The organism is Lysobacter sp. A286, assembly GCF_054052105.1.
The window spans coordinates 230,025-254,765 of sequence record NZ_JBSVRJ010000002.1 but is presented as its reverse complement, the minus strand read 5'-3'; the positions used below and the strand labels follow the sequence as shown (position 1 = coordinate 254,765).

General features: G+C 64.5%; 18 protein-coding genes and 1 tRNA gene. 8 read left to right on the top strand and 11 right to left on the bottom strand.

Annotated elements, in window-relative coordinates; translation table 11 throughout:
- Positions 1–35 precede the first annotated feature (35 nt).
- Complete coding sequence (gene purD, locus ACW7G0_RS11370) at positions 36–1,331, top strand: phosphoribosylamine--glycine ligase (RefSeq protein ID WP_456989708.1); 1,296 nt, start codon at positions 36–38, stop codon at positions 1,329–1,331.
- A 59-nt stretch (positions 1,332–1,390) separates the two neighbouring features.
- Positions 1,391–3,307, top strand: a complete 1,917-nt coding sequence (locus ACW7G0_RS11365; protein WP_456989707.1) for an MFS transporter — start codon at positions 1,391–1,393, stop codon at positions 3,305–3,307.
- Positions 3,308–3,343: 36 nt separating this feature from the next.
- Here the strand turns inward: ACW7G0_RS11365 and ACW7G0_RS11360 are convergent, their stop codons facing one another.
- From ACW7G0_RS11360 to ACW7G0_RS11335, 6 genes are all read right to left on the bottom strand, one after another.
- Positions 3,344–4,273 carry a cobalamin biosynthesis protein gene (locus ACW7G0_RS11360; RefSeq protein ID WP_456989706.1) on the bottom strand — a complete coding sequence of 310 codons (930 nt, stop codon included), beginning with the start codon at positions 4,271–4,273 and terminating at the stop codon, positions 3,344–3,346.
- A 150-nt stretch (positions 4,274–4,423) separates the two neighbouring features.
- The gene (gene nudC / locus ACW7G0_RS11355) at positions 4,424–5,341 is read right to left on the bottom strand and encodes an NAD(+) diphosphatase (protein WP_456989766.1); all 918 of its coding nucleotides are present in this window, start codon (positions 5,339–5,341) and stop codon (positions 4,424–4,426) included.
- 80 nt (positions 5,342–5,421) lie between these two features.
- Positions 5,422–5,811 carry an iron-sulfur cluster insertion protein ErpA gene (erpA, locus tag ACW7G0_RS11350; RefSeq protein ID WP_456963341.1) on the bottom strand — a complete coding sequence of 130 codons (390 nt, stop codon included), beginning with the start codon at positions 5,809–5,811 and terminating at the stop codon, positions 5,422–5,424.
- 54 nt (positions 5,812–5,865) lie between these two features.
- Entirely contained in the window at positions 5,866–6,642 is a 777-nt protein-coding gene (locus tag ACW7G0_RS11345) for a DUF6776 family protein (RefSeq protein ID WP_456989705.1), read from the bottom strand.
- 54 nt (positions 6,643–6,696) lie between these two features.
- Positions 6,697–7,134 (bottom strand): bactofilin family protein, encoded by a 438-nt coding sequence (locus ACW7G0_RS11340; RefSeq protein ID WP_456989704.1) that lies wholly within the window; start codon positions 7,132–7,134, stop codon positions 6,697–6,699.
- Position 7,135: 1 nt separating this feature from the next.
- On the bottom strand, positions 7,136–7,867 hold the full coding sequence (locus ACW7G0_RS11335) for a DUF6776 family protein (protein WP_456989703.1): 732 nt from the start codon (positions 7,865–7,867) through the stop codon (positions 7,136–7,138).
- 64 nt (positions 7,868–7,931) lie between these two features.
- On the opposite strand from ACW7G0_RS11335, the gene ACW7G0_RS11330 reads away from it, so the two are divergent.
- Positions 7,932–8,525: a DUF4126 domain-containing protein gene (locus tag ACW7G0_RS11330; protein WP_456989702.1), complete on the top strand. Its 594-nt coding sequence runs from the start codon at positions 7,932–7,934 to the stop codon at positions 8,523–8,525.
- Here the strand turns inward: ACW7G0_RS11330 and bfr are convergent, their stop codons facing one another.
- The 4 genes from bfr to ACW7G0_RS11310 all read right to left on the bottom strand — a co-directional run bounded on the left by bfr (position 8,526) and on the right by ACW7G0_RS11310 (position 15,651).
- Positions 8,526–8,996 carry a bacterioferritin gene (gene bfr, locus ACW7G0_RS11325; protein ID WP_456963336.1) on the bottom strand — a complete coding sequence of 157 codons (471 nt, stop codon included), beginning with the start codon at positions 8,994–8,996 and terminating at the stop codon, positions 8,526–8,528.
- A gap of 129 nt (positions 8,997–9,125) precedes the next feature.
- On the bottom strand, positions 9,126–9,329 hold the full coding sequence (locus tag ACW7G0_RS11320) for a bacterioferritin-associated ferredoxin (RefSeq protein WP_456989765.1): 204 nt from the start codon (positions 9,327–9,329) through the stop codon (positions 9,126–9,128).
- A 79-nt stretch (positions 9,330–9,408) separates the two neighbouring features.
- Entirely contained in the window at positions 9,409–10,008 is a 600-nt protein-coding gene (locus ACW7G0_RS11315; RefSeq protein WP_456989701.1) for an RNA pyrophosphohydrolase, read from the bottom strand.
- 114 nt (positions 10,009–10,122) lie between these two features.
- Positions 10,123–15,651, bottom strand: a complete 5,529-nt coding sequence (locus ACW7G0_RS11310) for an autotransporter domain-containing protein (RefSeq protein WP_456989764.1) — start codon at positions 15,649–15,651, stop codon at positions 10,123–10,125.
- 424 nt (positions 15,652–16,075) lie between these two features.
- On the opposite strand from ACW7G0_RS11310, the gene ACW7G0_RS11305 reads away from it, so the two are divergent.
- The 3 genes from ACW7G0_RS11305 (at position 16,076) to ACW7G0_RS11295 (ending at position 19,607) form a co-directional block, all read left to right on the top strand.
- Positions 16,076–16,152: transfer RNA gene (locus tag ACW7G0_RS11305), tRNA-Met, on the top strand.
- A gap of 1,059 nt (positions 16,153–17,211) precedes the next feature.
- Positions 17,212–18,024, top strand: coding sequence for a hypothetical protein (locus tag ACW7G0_RS11300; RefSeq protein WP_456989700.1), 813 nt, complete (start codon positions 17,212–17,214; stop codon positions 18,022–18,024).
- A gap of 398 nt (positions 18,025–18,422) precedes the next feature.
- Positions 18,423–19,607: a lysozyme inhibitor LprI family protein gene (locus tag ACW7G0_RS11295; RefSeq protein ID WP_456989699.1), complete on the top strand. Its 1,185-nt coding sequence runs from the start codon at positions 18,423–18,425 to the stop codon at positions 19,605–19,607.
- 259 nt (positions 19,608–19,866) lie between these two features.
- Here ACW7G0_RS11295 and ACW7G0_RS11290 read toward each other — a convergent pair whose 3' ends face one another.
- Positions 19,867–20,688, bottom strand: coding sequence for a hypothetical protein (locus ACW7G0_RS11290; protein WP_456989698.1), 822 nt, complete (start codon positions 20,686–20,688; stop codon positions 19,867–19,869).
- A gap of 256 nt (positions 20,689–20,944) precedes the next feature.
- Between ACW7G0_RS11290 and ACW7G0_RS11285 the strand changes: the two genes are divergently transcribed.
- Both ACW7G0_RS11285 and ACW7G0_RS11280 read left to right on the top strand, forming a co-directional pair.
- Positions 20,945–21,997: a DUF3800 domain-containing protein gene (locus ACW7G0_RS11285; protein WP_456989697.1), complete on the top strand. Its 1,053-nt coding sequence runs from the start codon at positions 20,945–20,947 to the stop codon at positions 21,995–21,997.
- 99 nt (positions 21,998–22,096) lie between these two features.
- Positions 22,097–24,721: an AAA family ATPase gene (locus ACW7G0_RS11280; protein WP_456989696.1), complete on the top strand. Its 2,625-nt coding sequence runs from the start codon at positions 22,097–22,099 to the stop codon at positions 24,719–24,721.
- Positions 24,722–24,741 lie beyond the last annotated feature (20 nt).

Sequence of the window (24,741 nt, the reverse complement as noted above, 5' to 3'; positions counted from 1 at the left end):
AGCCGATCGACAGACCTATCTACAAGGACCACGCAATGAAAATCCTCGTCATCGGTGCCGGCGGGCGCGAACACGCACTGGCCTGGAAGCTCGCGCAATCGCCCCGTGTCACCGAGGTAGTGGTCGCCCCCGGCAACGCCGGCACCGCGACCGAGGGCAAGTGCCGCAACGTGGATATCGCAGCGACCAATATCGATGGCTTGCTGGCATTGGTCGAGCGCGAGGGCGTTGCGGTGACGGTCGTCGGCCCCGAGGCACCGCTGGTAGCCGGCGTGGTCGACCGTTTCCGCGCGGCCGGCCACCGGATCTTCGGCCCCACCGCCGCAGCCGCGCAGTTGGAAGGCAGCAAGGCATTCGCGAAGGATTTCCTCGCCCGCCACGGTATTCCGACGGCGTTCTACGCGGTGCATACCGAAGTCGACGCGGCGCTGGCCTACGTCCGTGGGAAGGGTGCCCCGATCGTGGTCAAGGCCGACGGCCTGGCTGCCGGCAAAGGCGTGATCGTGGCGATGACATTGGCCGAAGCCGAGGCCGCGATCATCGACATGCTAGACGGCAACGCGTTCGGCGCCGCCGGGGCGCGGGTGGTGATCGAGGAGTTCCTGGATGGCGAGGAAGCCAGTTTCATCTCGATCGTCGATGGCACCACCGCGCTGCCGATGGCGACCAGCCAGGACCACAAGCGCGTCGGCGATGGCGACACCGGCCCCAACACCGGTGGCATGGGCGCGTATTCGCCGGCGCCGGTAGTGACCGACGAAATCCACGCGCGCGTGATGCGCGAGGTGGTCGAGCCCACCGTGCGAGGTATGGCTGCCGACGGCATCGCGTTCACCGGCTTCCTGTACGCCGGGCTGATGATCGACCAGACCGGCGCCCCCAAGGTGATCGAGTTCAACGTCCGCTTCGGCGACCCGGAAACCCAGCCGATCCTGATGCGCCTGCAATCCGACCTGCTCGACATGCTCGAGGCCGCGATCGACGAGCGCCTGCACGAGGTCACCGCGCAATGGGACCCGCGCCCATCGCTGGGCGTGGTGATGGCCGCCGAGAACTACCCCGACACCCCACGCACCGGCGACCCGATCAGCGAACGGGATGTGCCCGATATCGCCGATACAAAAGTCTTCCACGCCGGCACAAAACTTGTCGACGGCCAAGTAGTAACCGCCGGCGGCCGCGTGCTGTGCGTGTGCGCGCTCGGTGACACCGTCGCCGCCGCGCAGGAACACGCCTACGAAGCGGTTGCGAAAATCTCCTGGGAGGGCGAGTTCCATCGCAGCGACATCGGCTGGCGGGCGATTGCCCGCGAGCGTGCCGCGCGTGGATAAAGCGTGGGGGATCGAAAACGCAGTGGTCTGCTAGGCTCGCCGCAGATCCCGGGGGCCGCATGTCGAACAACCAGTACGCATTGCTTGGACAACGCCGTTTCCTGCCGTTCTTCGCGACCCAGTCGCTGGGGGCTTTCAACGACAACGTCTACCGCCAGGCGATCATTGGCCTGCTGTTCTGGTTGGGGGTCAGCAGCGAGCAGAAGACGCTGTATACCAACCTGGCGCCGGCACTGTTCATCCTGCCGTATTTCCTGTTCTCGGCACTGGCCGGGCAGATCGCCGAGAAGACCGAGAAGTCGACGCTGATCCGGATCACCACGGCGATGGAGATCGGCATCATGTCCCTGGCGGCGGTCGGCTTCGTCTTGCAAAGCATGACCGTGCTGCTGGTGGCGTTGTTCTGTACCGGCTTGCAGTCGACCCTGTTCGGGCCGGTGAAGTATTCGATCCTGCCGGCGGTGCTGCACCCGCGTGAGTTGACCGGCGGCAACGGGCTGGTCGAGATGGGCACTTCGTTCTCGATCCTGTTGGGGATGATCCTGGGTGGCTCGATCTTCGCCATGGCCGGCGCCAGCGGTCCGTGGGTCGCCGGCGCGGCCGTGGTCACGCTGGCGATCATCGGTCACCTGGTCAGCCGGGCGATTCCCAAGGCCGGTGCCGGCGCGCCCGGGCTGAAGATCAACTGGAACCCGATCCCCGAGTCGATTGCCGTGTTGCGTCTGGCCAAGAAGCAGTTGGCGGTGCGCAATGCGGTGCTGGGGGTGTCGTGGTTCTGGTTTGTCGGCACCGTGCTGACCTCGCAACTGCCGACCTACGCCGAGGTCAACCTGGGCGGCTCGGCGACGTTGTACATCTTCGCCCTGGCGTTGTTTTCGGTCGGTACCGGCGTGGGTTCGCTGCTGTGCGAGCGGCTGTCGGCACGGACGGTGGAGATCGGGCTGGTACCGCTGGGCGCATTCGGCATGACGGCCTTCATGCTCGACCTGTACTTCGCCCGTCCCGGCGCGGCGACGGTCAGCGGGCTGGATGTGCTCGGCTTCATGCAGCAACCGGGCAGCTGGCGGATCGTGGTCGACCTGCTCGGCATCGGGCTGTTCACCGGCTTCTTCGTGGTGCCGCTGTTCGCGTTGATCCAGAGCCGCACGCCAAAGTCGGAGATGTCGCGGGTGTTCGCCGGGCTCAACATCCAGAACTCGGGTTTCATCGTGTTGGCCGCGGTACTCGGGCTGGCGTTGCAGTTGCCACCATTCGAACTGGCCGGCATGCGCGTGCCGATGCCCGACCTGGACATCCCGCAGGTATTCCTGGCCTTGGCGATCGCCAATGCGCTGGTCGCGATCTGGATCTTCACGATCGTGCCCGAGTTCCTGATGCGCTTCCTGAGCTGGGTACTGGTGCGCACCTTGTACCGGCTTCGGGTGCAGGGGATCGACCACATTCCCGACGAGGGCGCGGCGCTGGTGGTGTGCAATCACGTCAGCTACATGGACGCGTTGCTGCTGGCCGCCAGCATACCGCGGCCGGTGCGTTTCGTCATGTACTACAAGATCTTCAACGTGCCCGTCATGCGCTGGATCTTCCGCACCGCCAAGGCGATCCCGATCGCCGGCGCGAAAGAGAACCCCGAGTTGATGCAGCGCGCGTTCGACGAGATCGACGCGGCGCTTGCGGACGGCCAGGTGGTGGGAATATTTCCCGAAGGCCGGCTGACCAGCGATGGCGAAATTGCCGCGTTCAAGTCGGGGGTGGAGAAGATACTGGAACGACGACAGGTGCCGGTGATCCCGATGGCATTGCGCGGAATGTGGACCAGCATGTGGAGCCGGCGCGAAACACGTTTGGGCCGTATGCGTGTGCCGCGGCGCTTCCGCGCGCAGGTCGAAGTGGTGGTCGGTAGCCCGCTGGAAGGCGCCCACGTGGATGCGGGAGTGCTGGAGGCGAAGGTGCGTGCGCTACGTGGGGATGCCGCTTAAGGACCCCGGCTCCTTGCCCCGGCTTTGTCGCAAGCTCTAGCTCACGAAGCCGGCAATCACGAACAGCGCCAGCGCGGCGAGCCAGACCAGCAGGCAGCGCCAAACCAGGCTCATCGCGTCGTGCAATTCGGGCAGTGCCGCCACGCCCGGCCCGGCCGCATCGGCGTCACCATCGATACCGGCGGCGGGATAATCCAAAGCCGCTCCGTCGGATGCCTCTTCGGCCAGCTCACTTCGCACGCTGGCGCGCGCCGCGGCCCCGAGGAATCGGTTATCGAGCCGCGCCGCGGCCCCTCCGCCGGAACGCCATGCGTCCAGCACGCTGTCGAAGTTTCCAACCAGCGCCAATGACAGGGTCACCAACTGTGCCACCGGCCATTCCAGCACGGCCAACCAGGTTCGCGCTCCACGCCGGGCCTGATCCGGCACCCGGGCGGCGATATCGCCCACCGCCGACAGCACGCTCAAGCGATACAGCACCGCGCCAAACGGACCCAGCACCAGGAACCAGAACAGTACGCCGAACCAGCGTCGCACCGCGCTGCGGAATACCGGCTCGACCAAACCCGCTCCATCCACGGGTGCGTCGGTTTCCTTGCCCGTCAGATTCGCAATGGCATCCCGGCGGGCGGTCGAATCGGTCGCATCCAGGACTGCACCGACATCGCGGTCCAGGTCACGTGGCCCCCATGCGTAGAACAGCATGGCAACGCCGAACAGCAGTTCGGCAATACCCGCCAAGCGGCCTTCGAGCGAGAGTTGCAACAGCCCGACGATCAACAGCCCAGGCGCCAGCGCCAACACGATGCCCCAGCGGCTGCGCCAGAAGGTCTGCTCGCCGAAGCGCCCGTTGAGCCAGCCAGCCAGGTCGCCATACCAGGCGTGCTGACGTACCGCAGCCGCAAACGACGGCGCGAGATGGCCGAGCACGAGCGCGACGACCGTGGCGATCAGGGCGATGGACATGTTGGCTTCCCTCCCAGCGTCGCTGTGGTTGCGACCGAGTGCATTGAGGCCTGATTCTAACGGGGAAACTCCAGCGGGGAAGCCGCTATCGGGATTGCCGACCGGGTACAGGGTGGCGCATCCCGATCGGCGCGGGTTCCGGTATCCGCGTCAGTCGCCCGACGCCGCTTCATCCATGGCGGCCAGCCAGTAATCGATCAGCCAGCGCGAGATCGAGATCGAAGGCGATAGCCGCAGGCCGTCTCCGGCTTCGTCATCGCCGGCCAACACGGCGGCCCGGATCTCATCGACACTGAACCAACTCGCATCCTCCAGCTCGTCATCAACCCGTGGCTCATCGGGATGGGCCAGCGCGATGAACCCCAGCATCAGCTGACCGGGGAACGGCCACGGTTGAGACGCCAGATAGCGCGACGCCCGCACCCGGACCGCGGATTCCTCCAGGACCTCGCGCGCAACGGTTTGCTCGAGTGATTCCCCCGGCTCCACGAACCCGGCCAGGACCGAGTAGCGCCGCGGCGCCCAACCAGCCTGCCGACCGAGCAGCAAACGCTTGCCATCGGTCACCGCGACGATCACCGCCGGGTCGGTGCGTGGGTAGTGTTCCAGACCACAGCCGCTGCAGCGGCCCAGCCAGCCGCCACGCGAAAAACCGATCTCACCGCCGCATACGCCGCAATAGCGGTGTCGGGTGCGCCAGTGTTGCAACGCCCGGGCCTGGGCAAACACGCAAGCGTCGAACGCCGGCCACTGGGCGGCCGCGGTACGCAGATCGATGCAATTGGGTGCGTTGGCGGCGGTCAGCGCGGCATCCAGCGCAAACCAGCCGCGACCATCTCCGTCCTTGCCCAGGAAAATCGCCGCACCGGTGCCTCCCGGGCCCTGGCTGAGGTCTTCGCCCAACGGGGCGTACAGCACGCCGTCGGCATCGGCCAGGGCCTGGCCATCATCGGTGAGCAGAATTACCCGTGCGTGCGCCCAGAGCGCTGACAGCGCTTCGGGATCATCACGCAGGTGATCGGCGCGGTCGAGCGCACCAGATGAGGACGGGTCGTCCCGGGTGGGGATGGCTCTTGCCCGGTTCCCGATGGCGTCACCGGTGGCGAATGCACCCGCCTCGACGAATGCGAAAGGCGTGCGGGCGGCACTCACGCGGCGAACGAGGAACCGCAGCCGCAGGTGGTCTTCGCGTTCGGATTGCGGATCACGAACTGGGCGCCATGCAGGCTTTCGGTGTAGTCGACCACCGCGCCCATCAGGTACTGCAGGCTCAGTGGATCCACCAGCAGCGTGGTTCCGTCGGTTTGCACGGCCAAGTCGTCTCCGGCCTGCTCCTCGTCGAACTCGAACCCATACTGGAAGCCCGAGCAACCACCGCCCTGGATGAACACCCGCAATTTCAGTGCCGGGTTGCCTTCTTCGGCCACCAGCTCGGTGACCTTGGCTGCTGCGGCGGAGGTGAATTGCAACGGGCGATCCAGCGATTGATAGTCCGGCGCGCTGTCGATGCCGGGTAACGGGATGATCTGGCTTTCCATGTGCTCAGGATGGGGGGTTCGACGGGTGCATTCAAGCCGGCGGCGCGAAAAGGTTCATTCCACCGCTGGCGCCTTCGCCGGTGGCACTGCCCCGGTCGCCTCCGCCCAGGTAAATGACTTCTCGACCTGCGCACCGGAACGGGGTTGCAACCGCACCGTTACCCGCACCGGTGTGAAGCCTTCGGGCAGGAACACATCCCCCTGGACCTGCTGGAAATACTTGAAGGAAAATTCCACATCGTCGGCATCGGGCTGCTGACGCAAGGCATCCCAATCGACGGTCTGCAGCTTGTCATTGCGCGAGCCTTCGATGGACAGGCTCAGTTGCCCGCTGCTGACCGCGCCGCGGTTCAGGTTCTGGGTCAGGGTGGTTTGGAAGTGCCAGACGCTGTCGCTTTGCGGCTCCACCTTCAACGCGTGCACGCTCAGCCCACGACGTTGTGCGGTGGCACCTACCAGACGCTCGTAGAAGGCGACATCGGCGCGCAAACCGGCAATCTCCTCGTCACGCTCGGCCAGGGTGCCCTGCAGATCCTGGTTGGCGTCGCGGCTGATCTGGTCGGAACGGCCCAGCGTGGCGACGCGCTGTTGCAGTTCCTCAACGCTCCCCTGCAGTTGCTCGGCGGCATCCTCACTCACGGCCAGTCTGGTGCGCACGTCGGCCGATCCCGGTGCCAGTACCCGCCACAGTCCCCAGCCACCAAATGCCAAAGCGAACACGAACGCCACCAACGCGCCCATCCGTAGCCGGCGGCGCCAATCCACGCCGGCTTGCGCCCCCGTACTGGCGCCGGCTTCATCAGGGGTCTGGGCAGATTCAGGCTCGGTCATGGCGGTCGCCGGCAGTTGCGCGGCGACCAGATTACAACGTCAGTCCCGTGCCGGTCAGCCGCCGACCACCGCGAAGTCGGCGGTTGTTTCCGTTTCATGCAGCTGGGCCCCATGCGGCTCGGTTGCCTGGGCTGCCGCTTCCACGTGCAACAGCCGACCGGTGAGTACCGAGCCGGCGGTCATCTCGACCACCTTGTAATAGACATTGCCCTCCACCCGCGCCTTCGCGCCCAGCTCGATTCGCTCGCTGGCGTGGACATCGCCATCGATCCGACCGTTGACCACCATGACCGGCGCACGCACCTCGCCCTCGATGCTGCCGCTGTCGGCCAAGGTCAGCACGGCCTCCTTGCCCTCCTCGGCAATCAGCTTGCCGACGACCCGGCCTTCGATATACAAGCCACCACTGAAATGAAACTCGCCGTGGATCACCACGTGCGCGCCAATCAACGTGTCGATGTGGCCTGCGGGCACGGATTTGTTCTTGAACATGTCAGATGTCTCCGGTTTGCGCGGGCTGCACCCATGCCAATGCCTGGTCGAACGAGGCATTCTCGCCCCGCAACGACACTCGCACCCGCTGGGGCGTGAAGCCCACGGGCAACATCACGCTGCCCTTGATCTGCTGGAAGTAACGAAATGAATACCCATGCGCGGGTGCGTCCTCGCGCTGGTGAAGCTCGTCCCACGCGATCGACGTGAGTTTTCCGTCGCGTACGCCATCGATGGAAAAACGCAATTTCCCGGCACTGACCGTGCCACGCTCCAGACTCTGGGTCAGCACGATCTGGTAACGCCAGGTGCCGCCGCGCTCGGCGCTGAACTCGGCCGAATGCACACTCAGCCCCTTGGGCTTGCCGGTTGCCCCTGCCAGCCGCTCGTAAAAAGCCAGGTTGGCCTGCAGGTCGGCGATCTCTTCCTCGCGCTCGGCCAGCGATTGCTGGAGTTTGCGGTTGGCGGCACGACTGATCTGGTCCGATCGCTCCAGCGTGGCCTGTTGTTGGCGCGACGCCTGCAACTGCTCCTGGACCTGGTGCAGATGCCCACGACTCGACGTGAGTGCCGAGCTCAGGCCCGGCAGGATCGGCGTGGTATTCCAGTTGGTGACCGCCCATAGCGCCGCCAGCGACAGCAGCCACGCCAGTGCCAGCGCAGCCCACAGCTGCGTGCGGTGGCCGGGCCGGTGCGGCACGATCACGTAACGAGAGTTGTTTTTCTTCCCCATGGTGCAAAGGCGAGGACATCGCCGAAGTTCCCTATACTCGACCCGAGTCTAGCGAGATTGCCCGATGACGGATGCGCACCTGTTCGCAATTGGCATAGTTCTGGCCTGGTTGGCCGGCATTCGCGCCTACATGACCGTGTTCGGAGTCGGCCTGGCGGGGTTCTTTGGCTGGCTCGACCTGCCACAGGCGCTGGAAGTCACCACCTCGCCCTGGGTGATCGGCGTGTCCGGGCTGCTGGCGGCGGTCGAATTCTTCGCCGACAAGATCCCGGGCGTCGATTCCGTCTGGGACCTGCTGCACACCCTGATGCGGGTGCCTGCCGGCGCGTTCCTTGCGGCGGCCACGCTGTCGCCGGACGGCAATCTCGGCGTCGGCGCGCTGGCCACCGGCGCCGGCGTCGCATTGGCCAGCCATGCGCTGAAATCGGGTTCTCGCGCCCTGCTCAATACCTCGCCCGAACCGGTGACCAACTGGACCGCCAGCCTCACCGAGGACCTGACCGCCGTCGGCGGATTGGCGCTGGTGTTCAGTTACCCGTGGATCGCCCTGTCGATCGTGGTGCTGGTCAGCGTGACCATGGCCACCGTGTTGTGGTGGCTATGGCGGACGCTGTTCCGGCGCCGGGCGAAAGGCCCGGTCAGGCCGGCGGCGCGATGATCAACTTTCGGTGCGCGTCAACAGGTAGTTCTGCTCGCCCAGGCGATCCATCAGGCTGAGGTGGGTTTCGATCCAGTCGACGTGCTCTTCCTCCGACTCCAGGATGTCGGCGAACAACTTGCGGCTGACGTAATCGCTGACGCTTTCGCAATACGCAATCGCTTCGCGCAGCACCGGCAGTCCGTCCATCTCCAACGCCAAATCACACTCCAGGACTTCACGTGGGCCCTGGCCAATGCGCAATTTCCCCAGCGACTGGAAGTTCGGCAAGCCGTCCAGGAACAAGATCCGCTCCGACAACAAATCGGCATGCTTCATCTCGTCGATCGACTCGTGGTACTCGTGCTCGGCAAGTTCCTTCAAGCCCCAGTTCTTCAGCATCTTGGCGTGCAGGAAGTACTGGTTGATCGCAATCAACTCGTTGTAGAGCGCCTTGTTGAGAAACTCGATGACTTTGGCGTCGCCTTTCATGGACACGCTCCGTTGGGGGAATGCGACCACTGTAGACGCTTCAGACAGACGCTGACGGAATGCGAATCGAGTGCGCCCGCAGACGCGAATCATTGTCCTGAAGGCTGCGCGGCAAAGCGCGCGGCGGCGTCAAGCGGCGTGACGCAGGACCGGCAGCGGCAGCTCGCGTGCGGCGCGGGTTTCTTCCAGCAAGCTGGTCGCCATGTCCACGCAACTGCCGCAGCAGGAGCCAGCGCCGGTGCGCATGGTCAACTCGGCGAGAGAATTGCAACCGGCCTGCGCAGCCTCACGGATGTCGTGGTCGGTGATCCCGTTGCAGATGCATACATACATACGGACAAGGCCGCGCGGCGACGGCAGGTTGGCAACCGGACTGGCTGCAACGCCATTCAACTACGAATGAGAATGATTGTCAATTCGAAGGAATTCCGCCACCACCATCACCGCGCAATGGGGGCCTCAAGGGGCGGGGGCGGGGTCGTGGGCGATTCCACCCACCATGCCCCGGACCTGGCAGCGGCACCGCCTGTGGGCCCGCCACGTGCCGGGCGAATGGGGCCAGATGTTGCAACGCGCTGGCATACACGCCGCGCTTGAACACCACGACATGCTCCAACGGGTACCAGAAGTCGACCCAGCGCCAATGGTCGAACTCCGGCTTGCTGGTCGCGTCCAACTGCAGGTCCGTTTCCTGCCCGGTCAACCGCAGCAGGAACCAGACCTGCTTCTGGCCGATACAGACCAGCCGGTCGTTGCGGCGAATGGAGCGTTGCGGCAGCCGGTAGCGCAACCAGCCCGGGGTCGCCCCCAGCACTTCGACGTGCCGGGGCCGCAACCCGGTCTCTTCGCGCAGTTCACGGTACATCGCCTCGATCGGCGTCTCATCGGTGTTCATCCCGCCCTGCGGGAACTGCCAACCGTCGCGATGCACCCGACGCGCCCAGAACAGGCGTCCATCGGAATGCATCAGCACGATGCCTACATTGGGTCGATAACCGTCCGGATCGATCACGACGCGGACTCCTGATTTTATTTGACTTGCGTCACTGGTTCCGACTCTGCCACGGGGTTCGCGGTACGACAAGCGTGGAATGGACGCGACCTGCCGCCGCGCACGTCTGCGTGTCTAGGGCTGCATCGACTGGCCCGTGCGTGGGTCAGTGGTCTGTGTGGGGTCCAGGCCGGGGAACACAGTCGACGCCTGCCCGTGGGTAAAACGCAATCCAAAACTGTTGGCGGAGCCGGCTCCCGAAGACTGTTCGCGGCGCAGCAGGAACGACAGGCTCCATCCCGAGTCCAGGTCGATATCCAGTCCGGCGCCAAAGGCCAGGGTGTCGTCGTTGTAGCTGCGCATGCCCAGCAGGTAGTCCTGCGCCACCGGCAGCAGCACGTAGTTCAGCCCTGCGTCGCCGCGGTTTTCCAGCGCCTGTCGGTACTCGATCGACCAGAACGGTCGCAGCGATGCCGAGGTGGTCTTGAACTGGTGGCTGCCCTCCACGCCCAGCGCCAACGTGCTGTTGTCAATCGTTTGCCGGTCATAGGAAAGGTCGTAGATGCCCAGCCCGCGTTCACGGTAGGCGTCGAGCGTGGTGTGGCTCGCATCGTAGCGGCCGTATCCGGCCAGGCGGCCGTGTTCGCCGGCGTGTTCGTAGCCAAAGGTCAGCCCGCCGAACAGCTGGTCGCCATCTCGCCTCGCCCGGGCGGTGGCATCGGCCACTGTGCTCCAGCGCCACAGGTCGAAGTCCAGGCGTCCCAGTCCCAACTGACCGTCGACGAACAGGGGGCCGTCGCCACGCCACAGACCGTAGAACGCCACGCTGCGCTGGCGCGCGTCCTGTTGCGAGGGCGAGTCGTCGAAGTCGGTGTCGTTCCAGCCCAGGCCACCGGCCACGCCCAGCACCAGTTGTTCTCCGAACAGGCGGTCCACGCCGAGAGTCACGCCGTCGCTGCGGAAATCGAAGCCGTTGGCCCCGCCGCGGGTGTCGCGCTCGCCCAGCGCGACGGTGCCCGCCATCCATAGGCCCCAGCCGTGCGCCAGGGTGGGCATGCCACCAGCCACTTGCTCCGCACCCAGCGATAGCCCCGGACCGCGGCCCGCACTCACGCTGAACGCCAGGCTGTTGGCCGAGGGATTGCCGCGGCCGTCGCGCAGCTGGCGCAGGCGGTCGCGGATGTTGTCCTGCTGCGCATTGGCGAAGCGCACGCTGGCGTCCACCTGCGCCTGCAGCCCGCCCACCACTTCCGGGTCGAGCGTCGGGTCCGGGCGCGTCATCACGGCGAGGATCAGGCTCACGGTGCCCTCGGTGTAGTTGCCTTGCGCGGCCTGCGTGGCCACCAGCGTGGTCGTACCGGTACCAATGATCGTCACCGTGGACCCGCTCACCGTCGCCACCTCCGCGTTGCTGCTCTCGAAGCTGAAGGCGCCGGCGCTATCGCTGCTGGGATCGGGCAGGTCGAAGGCCGGTTCGCCGAGGACCTTCTGCAGGTCATCGAGCCAGGCCAGCGTAGGCGTGGCCGCGGCGATCGCCACCTCGAGCGTGGCCTGCGCCGCCGCGGCGTAGTCGTCGCTGCCGGCCTGGTCGGCGGTCAGCGCGCAGGTGCCGGCCGACTGCATCGTCACCGTGCTGCCGCTGACGGCGCAGACCTGCGACGAAGTACTGGTGAAGACCACCGGATTGGCGGAGTCGCCACCGGTCGCCGATACCGCGAACGTGCCGCCCGATGCGTAGGTCGGCGCCTCCGGATTGGCGACGAACCCGGTGATCGCTTGCCCGGCCTTGCCGATCGCGATGGCCCGGCTCACGGTCGCCGCGGCCACGTAGTCGTCGCTGCCCGCCTGGTCGGCGGCGATGGTGCAGGTACCGGCCGACTGCATCGTCACCGTGCTGCCGCTGATGGTGCAGACGGTCGCGCTCTGCGTGGCGTAGCTCACCGTCAACCCGCTGCTGGCGGTCGCCACCGGGTCGAGTGCAAATGTGCCACCGCCGACGAACGTCCTCTCCGCCTGCACGCCGAAGGTGATCGCCTGACTGCCCGCGCCGATGACGACATCCAGACTCGCCTGCGGTGCCGCGCTGTAGTTGGTATCACCGGCCTGGTCGGCGGTCAGCGCGCAGGTGCCGGCCGATTGCATCGTCACCGTGCTGCCACTGACGGCGCAGACCTGTGTCGAAGTGCTGGTGAAGACCACCGGATTGCCGGAGTCGCCACCGGTCGCCGATACCGCGAACGTGCCGCCCGATGCGAAGGCCGGCGCCTCCGGATTGGCGACAAACCCGGTGATCGCCTGCGCGGCCTTGCCGATCGCGATGGCCCGGGTCACGGTCGCCGCGGCCGCGTAGTCGTCGTTGCCCGCCTGGTCGGCGGCGATGGTGCAGGTGCCGGCCGACTGCATCGTCACCGTGCTGCCGCTGATCGTGCACACGCCCGCGGTTTGCGTGCCGTAGCTCACCGGCAGCCCGCTGCTGGCCGTGGCCACCGGATCCAGCGCGAACATGCCGCCCGCTACGAACGCCTGCGGCGCCTGCGCGCCGAAGGTGATCGCCTGGTTGCCCGCGCCGATGACGACATCCAGGCTCGCCTGCGGTGCCGCGTTGTAGTTGGCATCGCCCGCCTGGTCGGCGGTCAGCGCGCAGGTGCCGGCCGATTGCATCGTCACCGTGTTGCCGCTGACGGCGCAGACGGTTGGCGTCGCCGTACCGAACAGCACCGGATTGCCTGACGCACCACCGGTCGCCGACACCGTGAACGTGCCCTCGGGCACGAATGCGGGCGCCTCCGGATCGGCTGCGAACGCGGTGATCGCCTGCGCCGCCTGCCCGATCGCGATGTCCTGCGTCACCGTCGGCGCGGCGGCGTAGTTGGCATCGCCGGCCTGGTCGGCGGCGATGGTGCAGGTACCGGCCGACTGCATCGTCACCGTGGTGCCGCTGATGGTGCACACGCCGGCGGTCTGGGTGCCGTAGCTCACCGGCAGCCCGCTGCTGGCCGTCGCCACCGGATCCAGCACGAACGTGCCGCCCGCCACGAACGCCTGCGCCGCCTGCGCGCCGAAGCTGATCGTCTGACTGCCCTGGCCGATCACGATGTCCTGCGTCACTGTCAGCGCGGCCGCATAGTCGCCATTGCCTGCCTGGTCGGNCACCGGCAGCCCGCTGCTGGCCGTCGCCACCGGATCCAGCACGAACGTGCCGCCCGCCACGAACGCCTGCGCCGCCTGCGCGCCGAAGCTGATCGTCTGACTGCCCTGGCCGATCACGATGTCCTGCGTCACTGTCAGCGCGGCCGCATAGTCGCCATTGCCTGCCTGGTCGGCACCGATGGTGCAGGTGCCGGCCGACTGCATCGTCACCGTCGTGCCGCTGATGGCGCACACGCCGGCGGTTTGCGTGGCGTAACCCACCGGCAGACCGCTGCTGGCCGTCGCCACCGGATCGAGTGCGAACGTCCCGCCCGCCACGAACGCCTGCGCCGCCTGCGCGCCGAAGCTGATCGTCTGGCTACCCTGGCCGATCACGATGTCCTGCGTCACTGTCGGCGCGGCCGCGTAGTCGCCATTGCCTGCCTGGTCGGCACCGATCGTGCAGGTGCCGGCCGACTGCATCGTCACCGTCGTGCCGCTGATGGCGCACACGCCGGCGGTTTGCGTGGCGTAGCCCACCGGCAGACCGCTGCTGGCCGTCGCCACCGGATCCAGCACGAACGTGCCGCCCGCCACGAACGCCTGCGCCGCCTGCGCGCCGAAGCTGATCGTCTGGCTGCCCTGGCCGATCACGATGTCCTGCGCCACTGTCGGCGCGGCCTCGTAGTCGGCATCCCCCGCCTGGTCGGCGGCGATGGTGCAGGTACCGGCCGACTGCATCGTCACCGTGGTGCCGCTGATGGTGCATACGCCAGCGGTTTGCGTGGCGTAACCCACCGGCAGACCGCTGCTGGCCGTCGCCACCGGATCGAGTGCGAACGTCCCGCCCGCCACGAACGCCTGCGCCGCCTGCGCGTCGAAAGTGATGGCCTGGTCGCCTTTCCCCACCAACACGCCGGTCGTGTTGCCCACGGCATTGAGCGCCGGTGCGGCGTCGTTCCCCACGGCATCCCGCAAAGTCGCGCCGTTGGCTTCGATGGTCGCGCCCAGCATCACGCCGTCGTCGTCACGGTCGCCACTGGCGACCGTGTAACTGAAGACCAGTACGCTGGTGCCGGAACCCGACTGATAGCTTGCCTGCCTCAGGGTCGAGCCAAGCGTCAATTCCAGGTGTGGTGTGCCTCCGGACATGTCGACGACAAGGTCTTCGCTCATGTGGACGGCAAAGTCGAGCACGTCGTTTGCGAGGTAGCGGCCGTTGGCCGGCACGTCCACCGACGTCACCGCTGGCGCCGTGGCGTCGACGATGTACGCCTGCCCGCCGGTAAATCCGGCCGCGACGTTGCCCGCGCCATCGATGATGCCTGTGCCGCTGCCGTTGAGATCCAGCCGCAGGGTGCCGTCACCGCCGACACCGTTGACGGTGACGGTGTATTGGATGGAATCGGAGGTCGCGACCTGGGCGACGGTGCCGGCCGCCGTTCCCGTGGTGGTCAACGCGAAGTCGGTGGCGTCGACGCCGGTGACGGCCTCGGAGAAGGTCACCGCGTAGTGCACGCTGCCCGCATTGGTGGGGGAGGCGTCGACGCGGTCGATCGCGGTCACCTCGGGCGGGTCGGTGTCGAGCGCCAGGACGATGATCGTGACGACATCGGTGTCGGTCATCGCGCCGCCGGTGCCTGTGTTTCCAAGATCGTCGCTGACGATGTGCATCGAGGCCGAGCCGCTGTAGCCGGACGTGGGCGTGTACGTGGTCCCGTTCAAGGCGGCATTGATGTTGGAGAGCGTGCCCTGGAACGTCATCGCCGCGTCGCCGGTGCCGTCGCCCACAAGGAAAGTGAGCCCGCCCGCGTTCCCAAGCGTGGTCAAGCCGTTGGTGGCTGCCAGTTCCACCTGCATGGTGCCGCCGCCGGCATCCGGATCGCCGACCGAGATCAGGTTGCCGTTGCCGCTGGAGAACACCAGGGCGCCATCCTGTGCCACCGTCTGGCTGCCGGGCGCGCTGATGACCGGCGGCTGGTTGGCGGCCAGGATGGTGAACGCGTCGGGAAGCGTGGAAGCACCGGCATCAGTGGTGACGGTCACATCGTGGCTGCCGGCGGCGAGGCCGGCGGGCACGGTCACGGTGACCGTATCGCCCTTGTTCTCGGTGATGGTGGCCGCAACGCCACCGATGGTGATCGACAATTCATTGTCGAAGCCATAGAGCGCCTGCCCGCTCAGCGTGACGCTGGTGCCGACCTCACCGCTGTCGGGACTCACGCTGGCCAGCACCGGCAGCGCCGATGCACAACTGATGGTGTAGTCGAACCCTCCCGTATCGGAACTGAGCGAGATGCTGCCGGCACCTCCCGAGTAGTAGTTCCCGACTGTTTCCTGGAATGCGCCGGCATCGTCGAAGCTGGTGGAGATATCGGCGCCTGAAAAGTATCCGGTTGAACCCGCGGTGATATTGGAGATATCGAACGAGACCGTGTCCCCGACGTTCGATGCCCACGAGACGTCATTGAGGTCGACACTGCCGCCATCGGCAACGCTGCCGCTGCGCGGCGTGCCGTCGGGATTGTTGATCATCTGGCAGAACGAGGATGCCGACGCCTGCGGAGCCCAGCAGGCAAGCCCGAGCAACCCCGGGATCAGTGCACAACGCAGCCATCCGGCCAGATCACGATTCATCGCATTCCCCTCCCCAGGTGGTCCCTTAACCGCGGAGGCGGTACCGACCCTGCCTGAGTCGCGACTCCATCCGCGGTGTCGGCACAGTGGGCCGACGGTGGCTTTGCAATTCGCGTCGCATCACGCCTGTACCAGATGCGACGCGACGGAAATTGTAGCGTGGCGGGTTTGCTTGCACATGGGCGCAACGCACGGTTGCGGCAATTGACACGCGGGCCGGAATCAGGAAGAATTCCCGGTTCTCCGCGCGGCTATGTAGCTCAGCCGGTTAGAGCACAGCACTCATAAGGCTGGGGTCATAGGTAGTAAAATTTAAGCAATTGGCTATGTAGCTCAGACGGTTAGAGCGCGAGACTCATAATCCCGAGGTCGGTGGTTCGATCCCACCCATAGCCACCAGATTTCGAAGCAGAAACAATGCCTTACACGACAATAGCCCGCCATCGACGCGGGCTTTTTTGTGACAGAACGACTGTCACACCGAGGTAGAGGGTCACCCCGGAAGAGGCAACCTCGGCCTCTCCCCAAAAGCTGCCGGAATCGTCTGTGACAGTTTCTGTGACAGGTCCATGTGTCACAGGCCTGAGCGAATGCGCAAAAACGACCCCAGCACTCGAATTCAAGCACGCTCCCGAAGCGGTCCACGACCAGGTACTACCTCACTCCCAAGTCCGAGCAAGCTTGCGAGGCTCGATGACCTGAGGCCTTCACTATCGACGAAGGCTGTGGTCGCCCACCAACGCAAACAATCGTTCAGCGGCATACTGGCCCCAAGGGAAAGCTGGAGCCACACCGGGTATGAAAGAAAACCACCTCGAGGACGCCTGCTTGGATTCGCTGGCTAGCGTTGGCTGGAGGGTCGTAGAGGGCAAGGCGGCCGCGCGCCGGCAGTGATACGAAAGCACATGAGCGCTGATACGCGTGTACTGGCTCCGCGGCCCCAGAGAACTACCTCACATCTCGGCACTTCCTTGGACGGAGGTGGTCGCAGGGGCCGACCAAATTACCGGCTTGCAGCCACCAACCCTTTTTGACGGCAACCGCGAGGTCTACGACTGGCTGCGTAATTGCAGGATCACTTGAGCGCATCGCCGCCCATGGCCGCGGTGAGGTGCCGCGGCCACCGATGCTTGACTTCACGGGCAGCAATGGCCTGCTGACACCCCGTTTACTACCGAGCAGGTCGCGAAGCTGACGCGACCGGACATTGTGCTGTTTGCCAAAGGCTTGGCCCTAGCCGCCATCAAACTGAAGGACTCGGGCTGACTCAACAAAAATTGTTGGCGCGCATCCAGAATTAACCCAGCTCTGGGTGATCTGCAAACAAAAGATCCACTGGATCCCACATCCTGAGTGTCTTTGCCCGGGGCTGGTTGAATAACGCGGTTTGGTGCCAGAATTGATTTTTTCGACCGTGACGTGATTTACACGAGCTCACCAAACTTACGGAGATGGATGATGGGTGAACCCAACTTCCACACCTACAGCGAGAACACATGGGACACAGTCGACCACAAAGTAGCGGAAGCTGAATTTTTCCTAGCGCGCCTATTCAACTCATCCGGATTCGACTTCAACTGCTACTTTAGCGCTTATCTGTCCGCATCAAGGACGGTGACGCTGGCGATCCAGCATTTCAATCACGTTCCAGGCTTGAAAGATTGGTACGAACAGCACCGGTCCCGCCTAAAGACGGATGTTCTTTCAAGAACATTTCTAGAGCTGAGGAATAAGCACGTCCATGGCGGAATGTATCCAATATCAGGGGCAATATATTACCAAAATAAGTCCGTGAAGTTCTTGAGAGACAAGGAGTCTGGCCTGACGATCGACGATCTGTCGACAGCAGCGAGAGAGCACTTCCTGACTTTGCTGGAGATTGCTTACGACGCATATGTCGCTCTAGGGCTGCACATAGACCCCCAACAGCACTACACGCGGGAGCACTATGTAGCCATCGGAGGGGGAATTGAGAATGCTGAGCTGGAAATTTTCGGCTGGGTGTGCGACCACCTCATTGAAGAAGGATTCGATGAAGATGATCGCTGGCACGAACTACGCGGCAATCTCGACGAATGTCAGATCAACCACCTCTTCTACGCCTATCTTGGCAAGACAACTCCGGCACCAAAGCTCCCCGACTACTTGGAGGAGATCGAGCCAAGTGTGGCAGATCGAGGCTGGAATCATGTCCCAGCTGGCTATACGTCAGCCGACGAATACTGGATCGAAAATCCTTCACGAAAGCCCGAAAGCCCCTCGAACCAGTGACCAGCGCAGCTGCCCAATCGCGAACCACTAGGTTGACCACTTGAACCAGCCGTCGATGATCGGGTGTCCGATGGTGAGCGGCGACGCCCAATGACAGCTTTCGGCCAGAAGCGGTCGTTCGCGGACACCTGAGTTGAGGAGCCGTAGAGTACGAGCCCACGAACGCAGGCTCGTCCCAAGACATGACGCGTTGGCGGCCACATGCGCGCCGTTCACCCCGCGCCCAATCCACGATCAATCGTAGCGTCCACATGGCGCACGAGGTAGTGCCGACTACTCAGCCCTCAAGCTCGCGCATACTGGACCTCTTCGGGAACATTCTAGGTAGTCCAGTCTTAGAATATGACCTTCGTGCAATTGGAATGTCGGCAGAGGGTATTGCCGCCCGGAGTCTGTCGATGTTGGAAAACCTGACCACTTGGCCTTGGAAGGCTATCTTGACGAGCGCAGCCATATTTACCGCAGTCGTCTCCGGTGTGGGATATCTGCTTCGCCGGCGCATCGAAAATACCGGCGAGTCCGAGGAGCTGGACAAATTGCACCGTGCGGCGGACCTGCACAAGAAGCTGCAGGATCAGCAGATCAGTATCGACGACCTCAGGGAGTTCCGCGGGCAGGTGGCAGCGAAGGAAGTCCAGGCCGCAGCCAATACGGCGCAGTACTTCCTCGATCGAGCTGAGCGCTTGGCATCAGCACCGATTGAGCATGAATTCGCTGGTGGGCGCGGAGGAGCACGTCCTGATGGCACTCAACAGGAAATGAACGCTTACGCGGCCCAGCAGTTCGAGCTCGCGCAAACCCAGTTGCAAGAGCTGATCGACGCGAAGCGTTCCGATATGGATAGTCAGATGCGTGCCGCCTTTGACGAATCCCAAGCGGCGTGGACAGTCTGGCGGGATCGGGAAGCCCAAATGGAGGCACGTGTGTGGGAAGGCGGAAGCATCCGCCCGCTGATGCTCGCCTCCAAGCAGGAGTCACTTACGCGGGCGCGCATTGCCGACCTGCAGCTTGTCGGCTCCTTGTCAGAGCCGACTCTCAACCCTCGCTACCCGCTGACTCCGCGCAATGTCTTCGATTACGTCACACCGGGTGTATCCGCCGAACGGGTTCGTGAAATTCTTGGCACACCGCACCATGCCGACTCCTGGGCGTGGACGTACCGCTATTCCGAAGCGCAGCTGTACATCGTCCTGCAGGAGGGTCGCGTGCGTGACGTAACGCTCGCGATGATTGAGGGACAGATCCTGCCGATCGACTTCGTGCACTTCGACCTCGAGCTGGGCAGAGCCACTTTTGCCGACTTGATCGCGGCAGATCCGCATGTGACCCTCGATCACCGCATCAGCGCGCGGACTAACGAGATCTACGCGACGCCCCGGGTCGGTTCGTCAGGTGCTTGGCAAACGTTCTACTTTGGCGCGCTCGAACCGCTGGGCGCGACTGGCCTGCTATTGCCAACGACGTTCGACTGGGACGTCGACGCCAGTTCGCTTGTGTCTAGCCCGTCTGCCACTCTCATCAATTGGGTGGGCATGAGCAACCAAGATGAGGCGCCTTCGTTCGCGTGGTTCATCACGACTTAGCGGCCTGCGCCCGGGGGTGTGCATCGCTGACGCCTTAGTGTCTGGCGGCGCTGCGCCTGTCGCGTTTGTCGAAATGCAGGGGTGACGTCCCAGTTGGAATCAGGGCAACGATGTCCGCTTCGGGTCGGAAACGGCCCCCACCCAGCAAACGCTTCAGGGTATCGCGAACCCTTTCGGTATAGGGTGCGGATGCAAACGCGCGATGCACAGAAGCAAAGGACTGTCACCCGCCCTGTCCCTTAGGAGGGGAGCGGGAACATCACTGGTCTGGCAGTGGCATTGCTGTGCTGCTGCGGAGTGGCGCATCGGGTGTGGGGGCGGGGGGCACGGGGGGAGTCGAGGACAGTTGATCTATCGATACCCTCTCGGAATTTTTTCCGAAAACGGGCTGCTCATTCTGATGCCTCAACTCAAAAGTTCTCATGAGCGTGCTTGTTGGCTCCGGCATATCGCCCCGCCAGACATAGAACCTCTCTGGGAACATTCCTGGCCATGTCTGCCTATGCGTCTGAACCATCAGCCGCTCCTCACCGTCCACTGTTGTGTGCTTCATTTCCAAAGCAGCGAGAGTGACCGCCTCGCCGCCTTTCATATCCCACACGACAAACTCAACACGACCCCATCGCTTCTCACCGATGACGAAGACGTGCGAGTAGGGGAAGTTCTCGGTGATCACACGGGACGTTATCTCCCCCGTTAGCTCCCCATCCCTCAGTTCGATATCGAGGGAGACTGCCCCCTGATCGGAGGGCGGCGGCACGTAAGCGGGAACAGTCGGCGGACCTGCAACGCTCATCCCCTCGGCATCGTTGGTCCACGTGCCTGAGTAGTTGCTGTCGATGCTCCACCATTCGCTAATTCGCGCGACGGTTCTGGGGAGTTGTTCAACGGAGCTTGTGAAGTTGGCGGTGAAAGAGAACGCTATGCCCAGCAGCGTGAGTACCGCAGTTGCTCTTCCCCAGGTTGTCTTGAGGAACATCTCTGCTCGCTTGGCGAGCGCAGCCAGCCCCGTCTGGTCTGATCCGCCCGCAGCCAAGGCCGAGGTCTTCGGTCGCCGCGCTCTGCCCTTCTTTCTTGCCACCACCCCTCCTGCGCAACCCGTCCCCGGAGCTAAGGATGCCAGCTGCGCAGACAAAAGGCCTCGAGGAACATCCTCGGGGCCTTCAGTGTACTAGCGAGGTGATCTAGAGCCGACCTGCTAATTTGCTGATATGGAAGGGTTTCTTGCAATGGTGCCGGAAATAGGAATCGGCACCAAGAGCAGTCTTTGCACTATGTCCGAAGCCTCTACTGACCGTATCATCATCTGAATCCGTCTTGCTTTAGGGGGCTGGAACTTGGAGTGCTTCCGAATCGACGAAAGCGGCTACACAGGCTTTGACCTGCTGAACCCGGAGCAGAGGTTTCAAGGTGCGACGGCGATCGCCATCGACGACGACGAGGCCAGGCGCCTAATCCGGGAGCATTTTCCCAAGCTGCAGGCGGACGAGCTCAAGTACCGGGCCCTAGCGCGACGACCGGGCAACCGTCCCCGCCTGATGGCGCTGCAACGCGACGTGCTGGGCCACCACAAGTGCGTGACCTACGTCTGCGACAAGCGTTACCTGTTGCTGCTTATGTTCCTGGACTATGCCGTCGAGCCGTTCTACTACGAGCGCGGGATGGACTTCTACCAAGAGGGACAGAACTACTCGCTGGCATCCCTGCTGTACACGGTGGGGCCGACGCTTCTCGGGCCAGGCGCTCTCGACCGTCTGCTGGCAAGTTTCCAGCGCGCGGTGAAGGAAAAGAGCCCGGTGGCGCTCGCCGAACTGGTCCAAGCCGCGCGCGCCGCGCGCTGGCAGGAATTGCCGGAGGCGCTGGGACCCTTGGCGCAGTTCGCCGCCCCCGAGTGCCTGCGAGCGATCGCCACACCCGGCGTCAGCACGGATGCCGCCATGGTGGTGCTGCAGTCACTGGTCAGCCGGGTGGAGGCCATGGCCGACGGTCCCTATCGGGTCGAGCACGACCGGTCGAAGAACCTGCTCACCTATCACGACTTGCTGCAGCGCTACATCCGCCACGAAGACGTGGTCACGTTCCGCCAGTCGGAGATCGCCAGCATCACTTTTCCGCTCAAGCTTCAGTCGGTGACGCAGGTCGATTCCAGGAACAGTCCCGCCGTGCAATTGGCGGACGTGATGATCGGCGCGGCCATCGAAGCGGCGAACACGCTCACGGGTCAACGTGCCGGTGCGCTGGACGCCCGTGAGGTCATGGCGCTTTACGCTGATCACCAGCTGATTCACATGCTGCCCTCGACCGATTTCGATGAGCAGAAGCGGTTCCGCCAAGGAACGCAGGCGTCCCAGGTCATCGACTACTTCGCGGAAAACTTCCACAAGCCATAACCGCGCAGGGAAGCACCACCTACCTGCGCCCGGGCGCGGGTGGTCGATCAACAACGCCAAGGACGCCGTACGGAGCGTCCTTCTGTATAGAGGGGCTGCATGGCAAGCATTCATTCGGAATACCACCGTTTCATGGCGCACTTGGCGCAGCGACACGTGCACGACGACGTGCGGCGACTTGCACACCTGGTGCTCGATCACCTGCAGACACTGGCCGAGGTCGGTGCTGCGCGCCGCGGGCGATCCACGCGTCTGGCACCGCTGGCCATCGCGCATCTGGCGCAGATGCCTGTCGCGTACGACGGAGACGCCCGCGGCCCTGAGACCGGGCCGGCGCTCGGAAGACTGCACCAGCTCGACGTCGGACCGTTTCGCGGATTCATGCGGCAGGAGACGTTCGACCTCAGCCATGACATCACTCTGGTCTACGGTGCCAATGGCACTGGCAAGAGCAGCTTCTGCGAGGCCTTGGAAGTGGCGATGCTCGGTTCGATCAGCGAAGCGCAGGCCAAGCGGGTCGACCAACGGACCTACTGCAACAACGCGCGCCTGCGCCGCCACGTCGCTCCGGTCCTGTCGTCCAGGGCGGCGGATGAGGCGCAGGCCGTCCAGCCCGACGAAGCCGAATACCGCTTCTGCTTCATCGAGAAGAACCGTCTCGACGACTTCGCCCGCATCGCCGCGCGCACCCCGGGCGATCAGCGTCAGCTCATCGCAACCCTGTTCGGCGTGGACCAGTTCAGCGAGTTCGTGCGCGGCTTCAACCCCTCGCTCGATCAAGACCTGATGCTTGCTGGCGTCCAAGCGGCGCAGTTGGCACAACTGCGCCTGCAGTTGGCGAACTCCGAGCAGACGATCGCCTCTTACCCGCAAAAGATCGCAGCGGTTGAGGGCCAGGAGCGAGCCCTCGCGCAGCTCATGTCGCCCGGCGCGACCTACCAGGCCTGCGTGGACTGGCTGCTCGGTACGCCGCAGCAGCAAGGGCGGTTACCGTATGTCCAGGCACAGCTGGACGCCAACCCGCCTGCCATTCACGAGGTGACCCAAGCCCGCCTGCAGGCGTTGCTGGCAGAGGCTTACCGCGTCCAGGAACTGTGGCAGGCGTCGTCCGCGCAACTCGCGGCTCGCGCCGGCGAGGTGTCGTACGCGAAGCTCTACGAGGCGGTGCTGGCCTTGGCCGACGGAGCGACCGCCTGTCCCGCCTGCGGCACAGGACTGGCCGCCGTGGCGCAAGATCCGTTCGCCAAGGCGCGGACGGGCTTGGACCAGCTCGCGCAACTGGCCGCCCTCCAGCAGCAGGAGACCGGGCTTCGGACGCAGCTGAGCGAGGCGGTCCGAGTGCTGTGGGATGAGATGCGCCGCGTGCTGGCGGCGGCTGCGGCCGCCTGTCCTGCCGAATTGCAGGCCGCGGGCCTGCCGCTGCTGCCTCCCACGGCTGCGGGCAACTGGCTCGGCGCGTGGGTCGACGGGGACCAGCGCGCTTGGCAAGCCCTGCTGCGGATCACCCACATCATCGAAGGCTTCGACGCGCAGGCGCGTGACTTACATGCCCAGCGCGGCGCGCTGGCTCAGGAGCGGGACCGACTGCAGCAGCACCAGTTGGAGATCGAACGGCTGCGCACCATGCGCACGACGGCCGATCAGGACCTGTCGGCCGCCCGCCAGACGGTGGCCCAATTCGATGAGGCGAACCGCGACCTGATCCAGGCTGTCGCGGCTGAAGTGCCGGGGGTGGCACACCATCAGCGAATCAAGGCTGCCTACGACGGTTTCCTGCCCGAGATCCAGGCCTACCTGACAGCTCTGCCTGGTGTGCTGCTGCAGGGGCTGGGAGAGCAGGCCCGCCATCTATACAACGCGTTCAACCGAGCCGATCCGCCCGGCGATCTGCTGCACGCGCTTTGGTTACCGGTGGCGGAGAACGGAAAGATCGAGGTGGAGTTCGCCGGGGAGCCGGACATGCGCTACGACGCGCTCATCGTCTTAAGCGAAGGGCACATCAAATGCCTGGGCCTAGCAATTTTGCTCGCCAAGAACATCGCGCAGGGCTGCCCCGTGGTGATCTTCGATGACGTCGTCAACGCGATCGACGACGACCACCGCGATGGCATCTGGCGCACATTCTTCGAGGACGGTCTGCTCGACGACAAGCAGGTCATCCTCACCTCGCACGCCGAGGAATTCCTGCACCGTATCCAGCAGGAGTTGGGCGTCCGGCGCGCTTCTGCCATCAAACGCTACAAGTTCCTCCCGCATCATGGGGAGCACGAACTGCGCGTCGACAGCGACCCGCCGACGAAGAACTATGTTCTGTTGGCCCAGCAGGCGTTGGCGGCCGACGAGAAGCGAGAGGCACTGCGCCAGGCTCGGCCGGCGCTGGAGAGTCTGACGGACCGCCTCTGGACATGGCTGGGCCGGCGGGCGGACGGTCGAATCGACATCAAGCTGGGTGGGCCCCGCTCGCCCTGGGAGTTGAACAACAAGTGCAGCAAGCTGCGATCGGCGGTCGATCGGATCGCGGCACAGCACGTCGGTGCGCCGCAGGCGGTCGCCGCGCTCGCCGCACTGCTCAATGTCAGCGGCGCGAGTATCGAGTGGGGATACCTCAACAGCGGCGTACACGACGCCCAACGTGACCATGAATTTGACCGTGCCACCGTGCGCACTATAGTGGAATCCGTCACTGCATTAGACGCAGCACTAGAAGCGTTGCAGAACCGCTGAGCAACCGCCTTAGGCCGTCC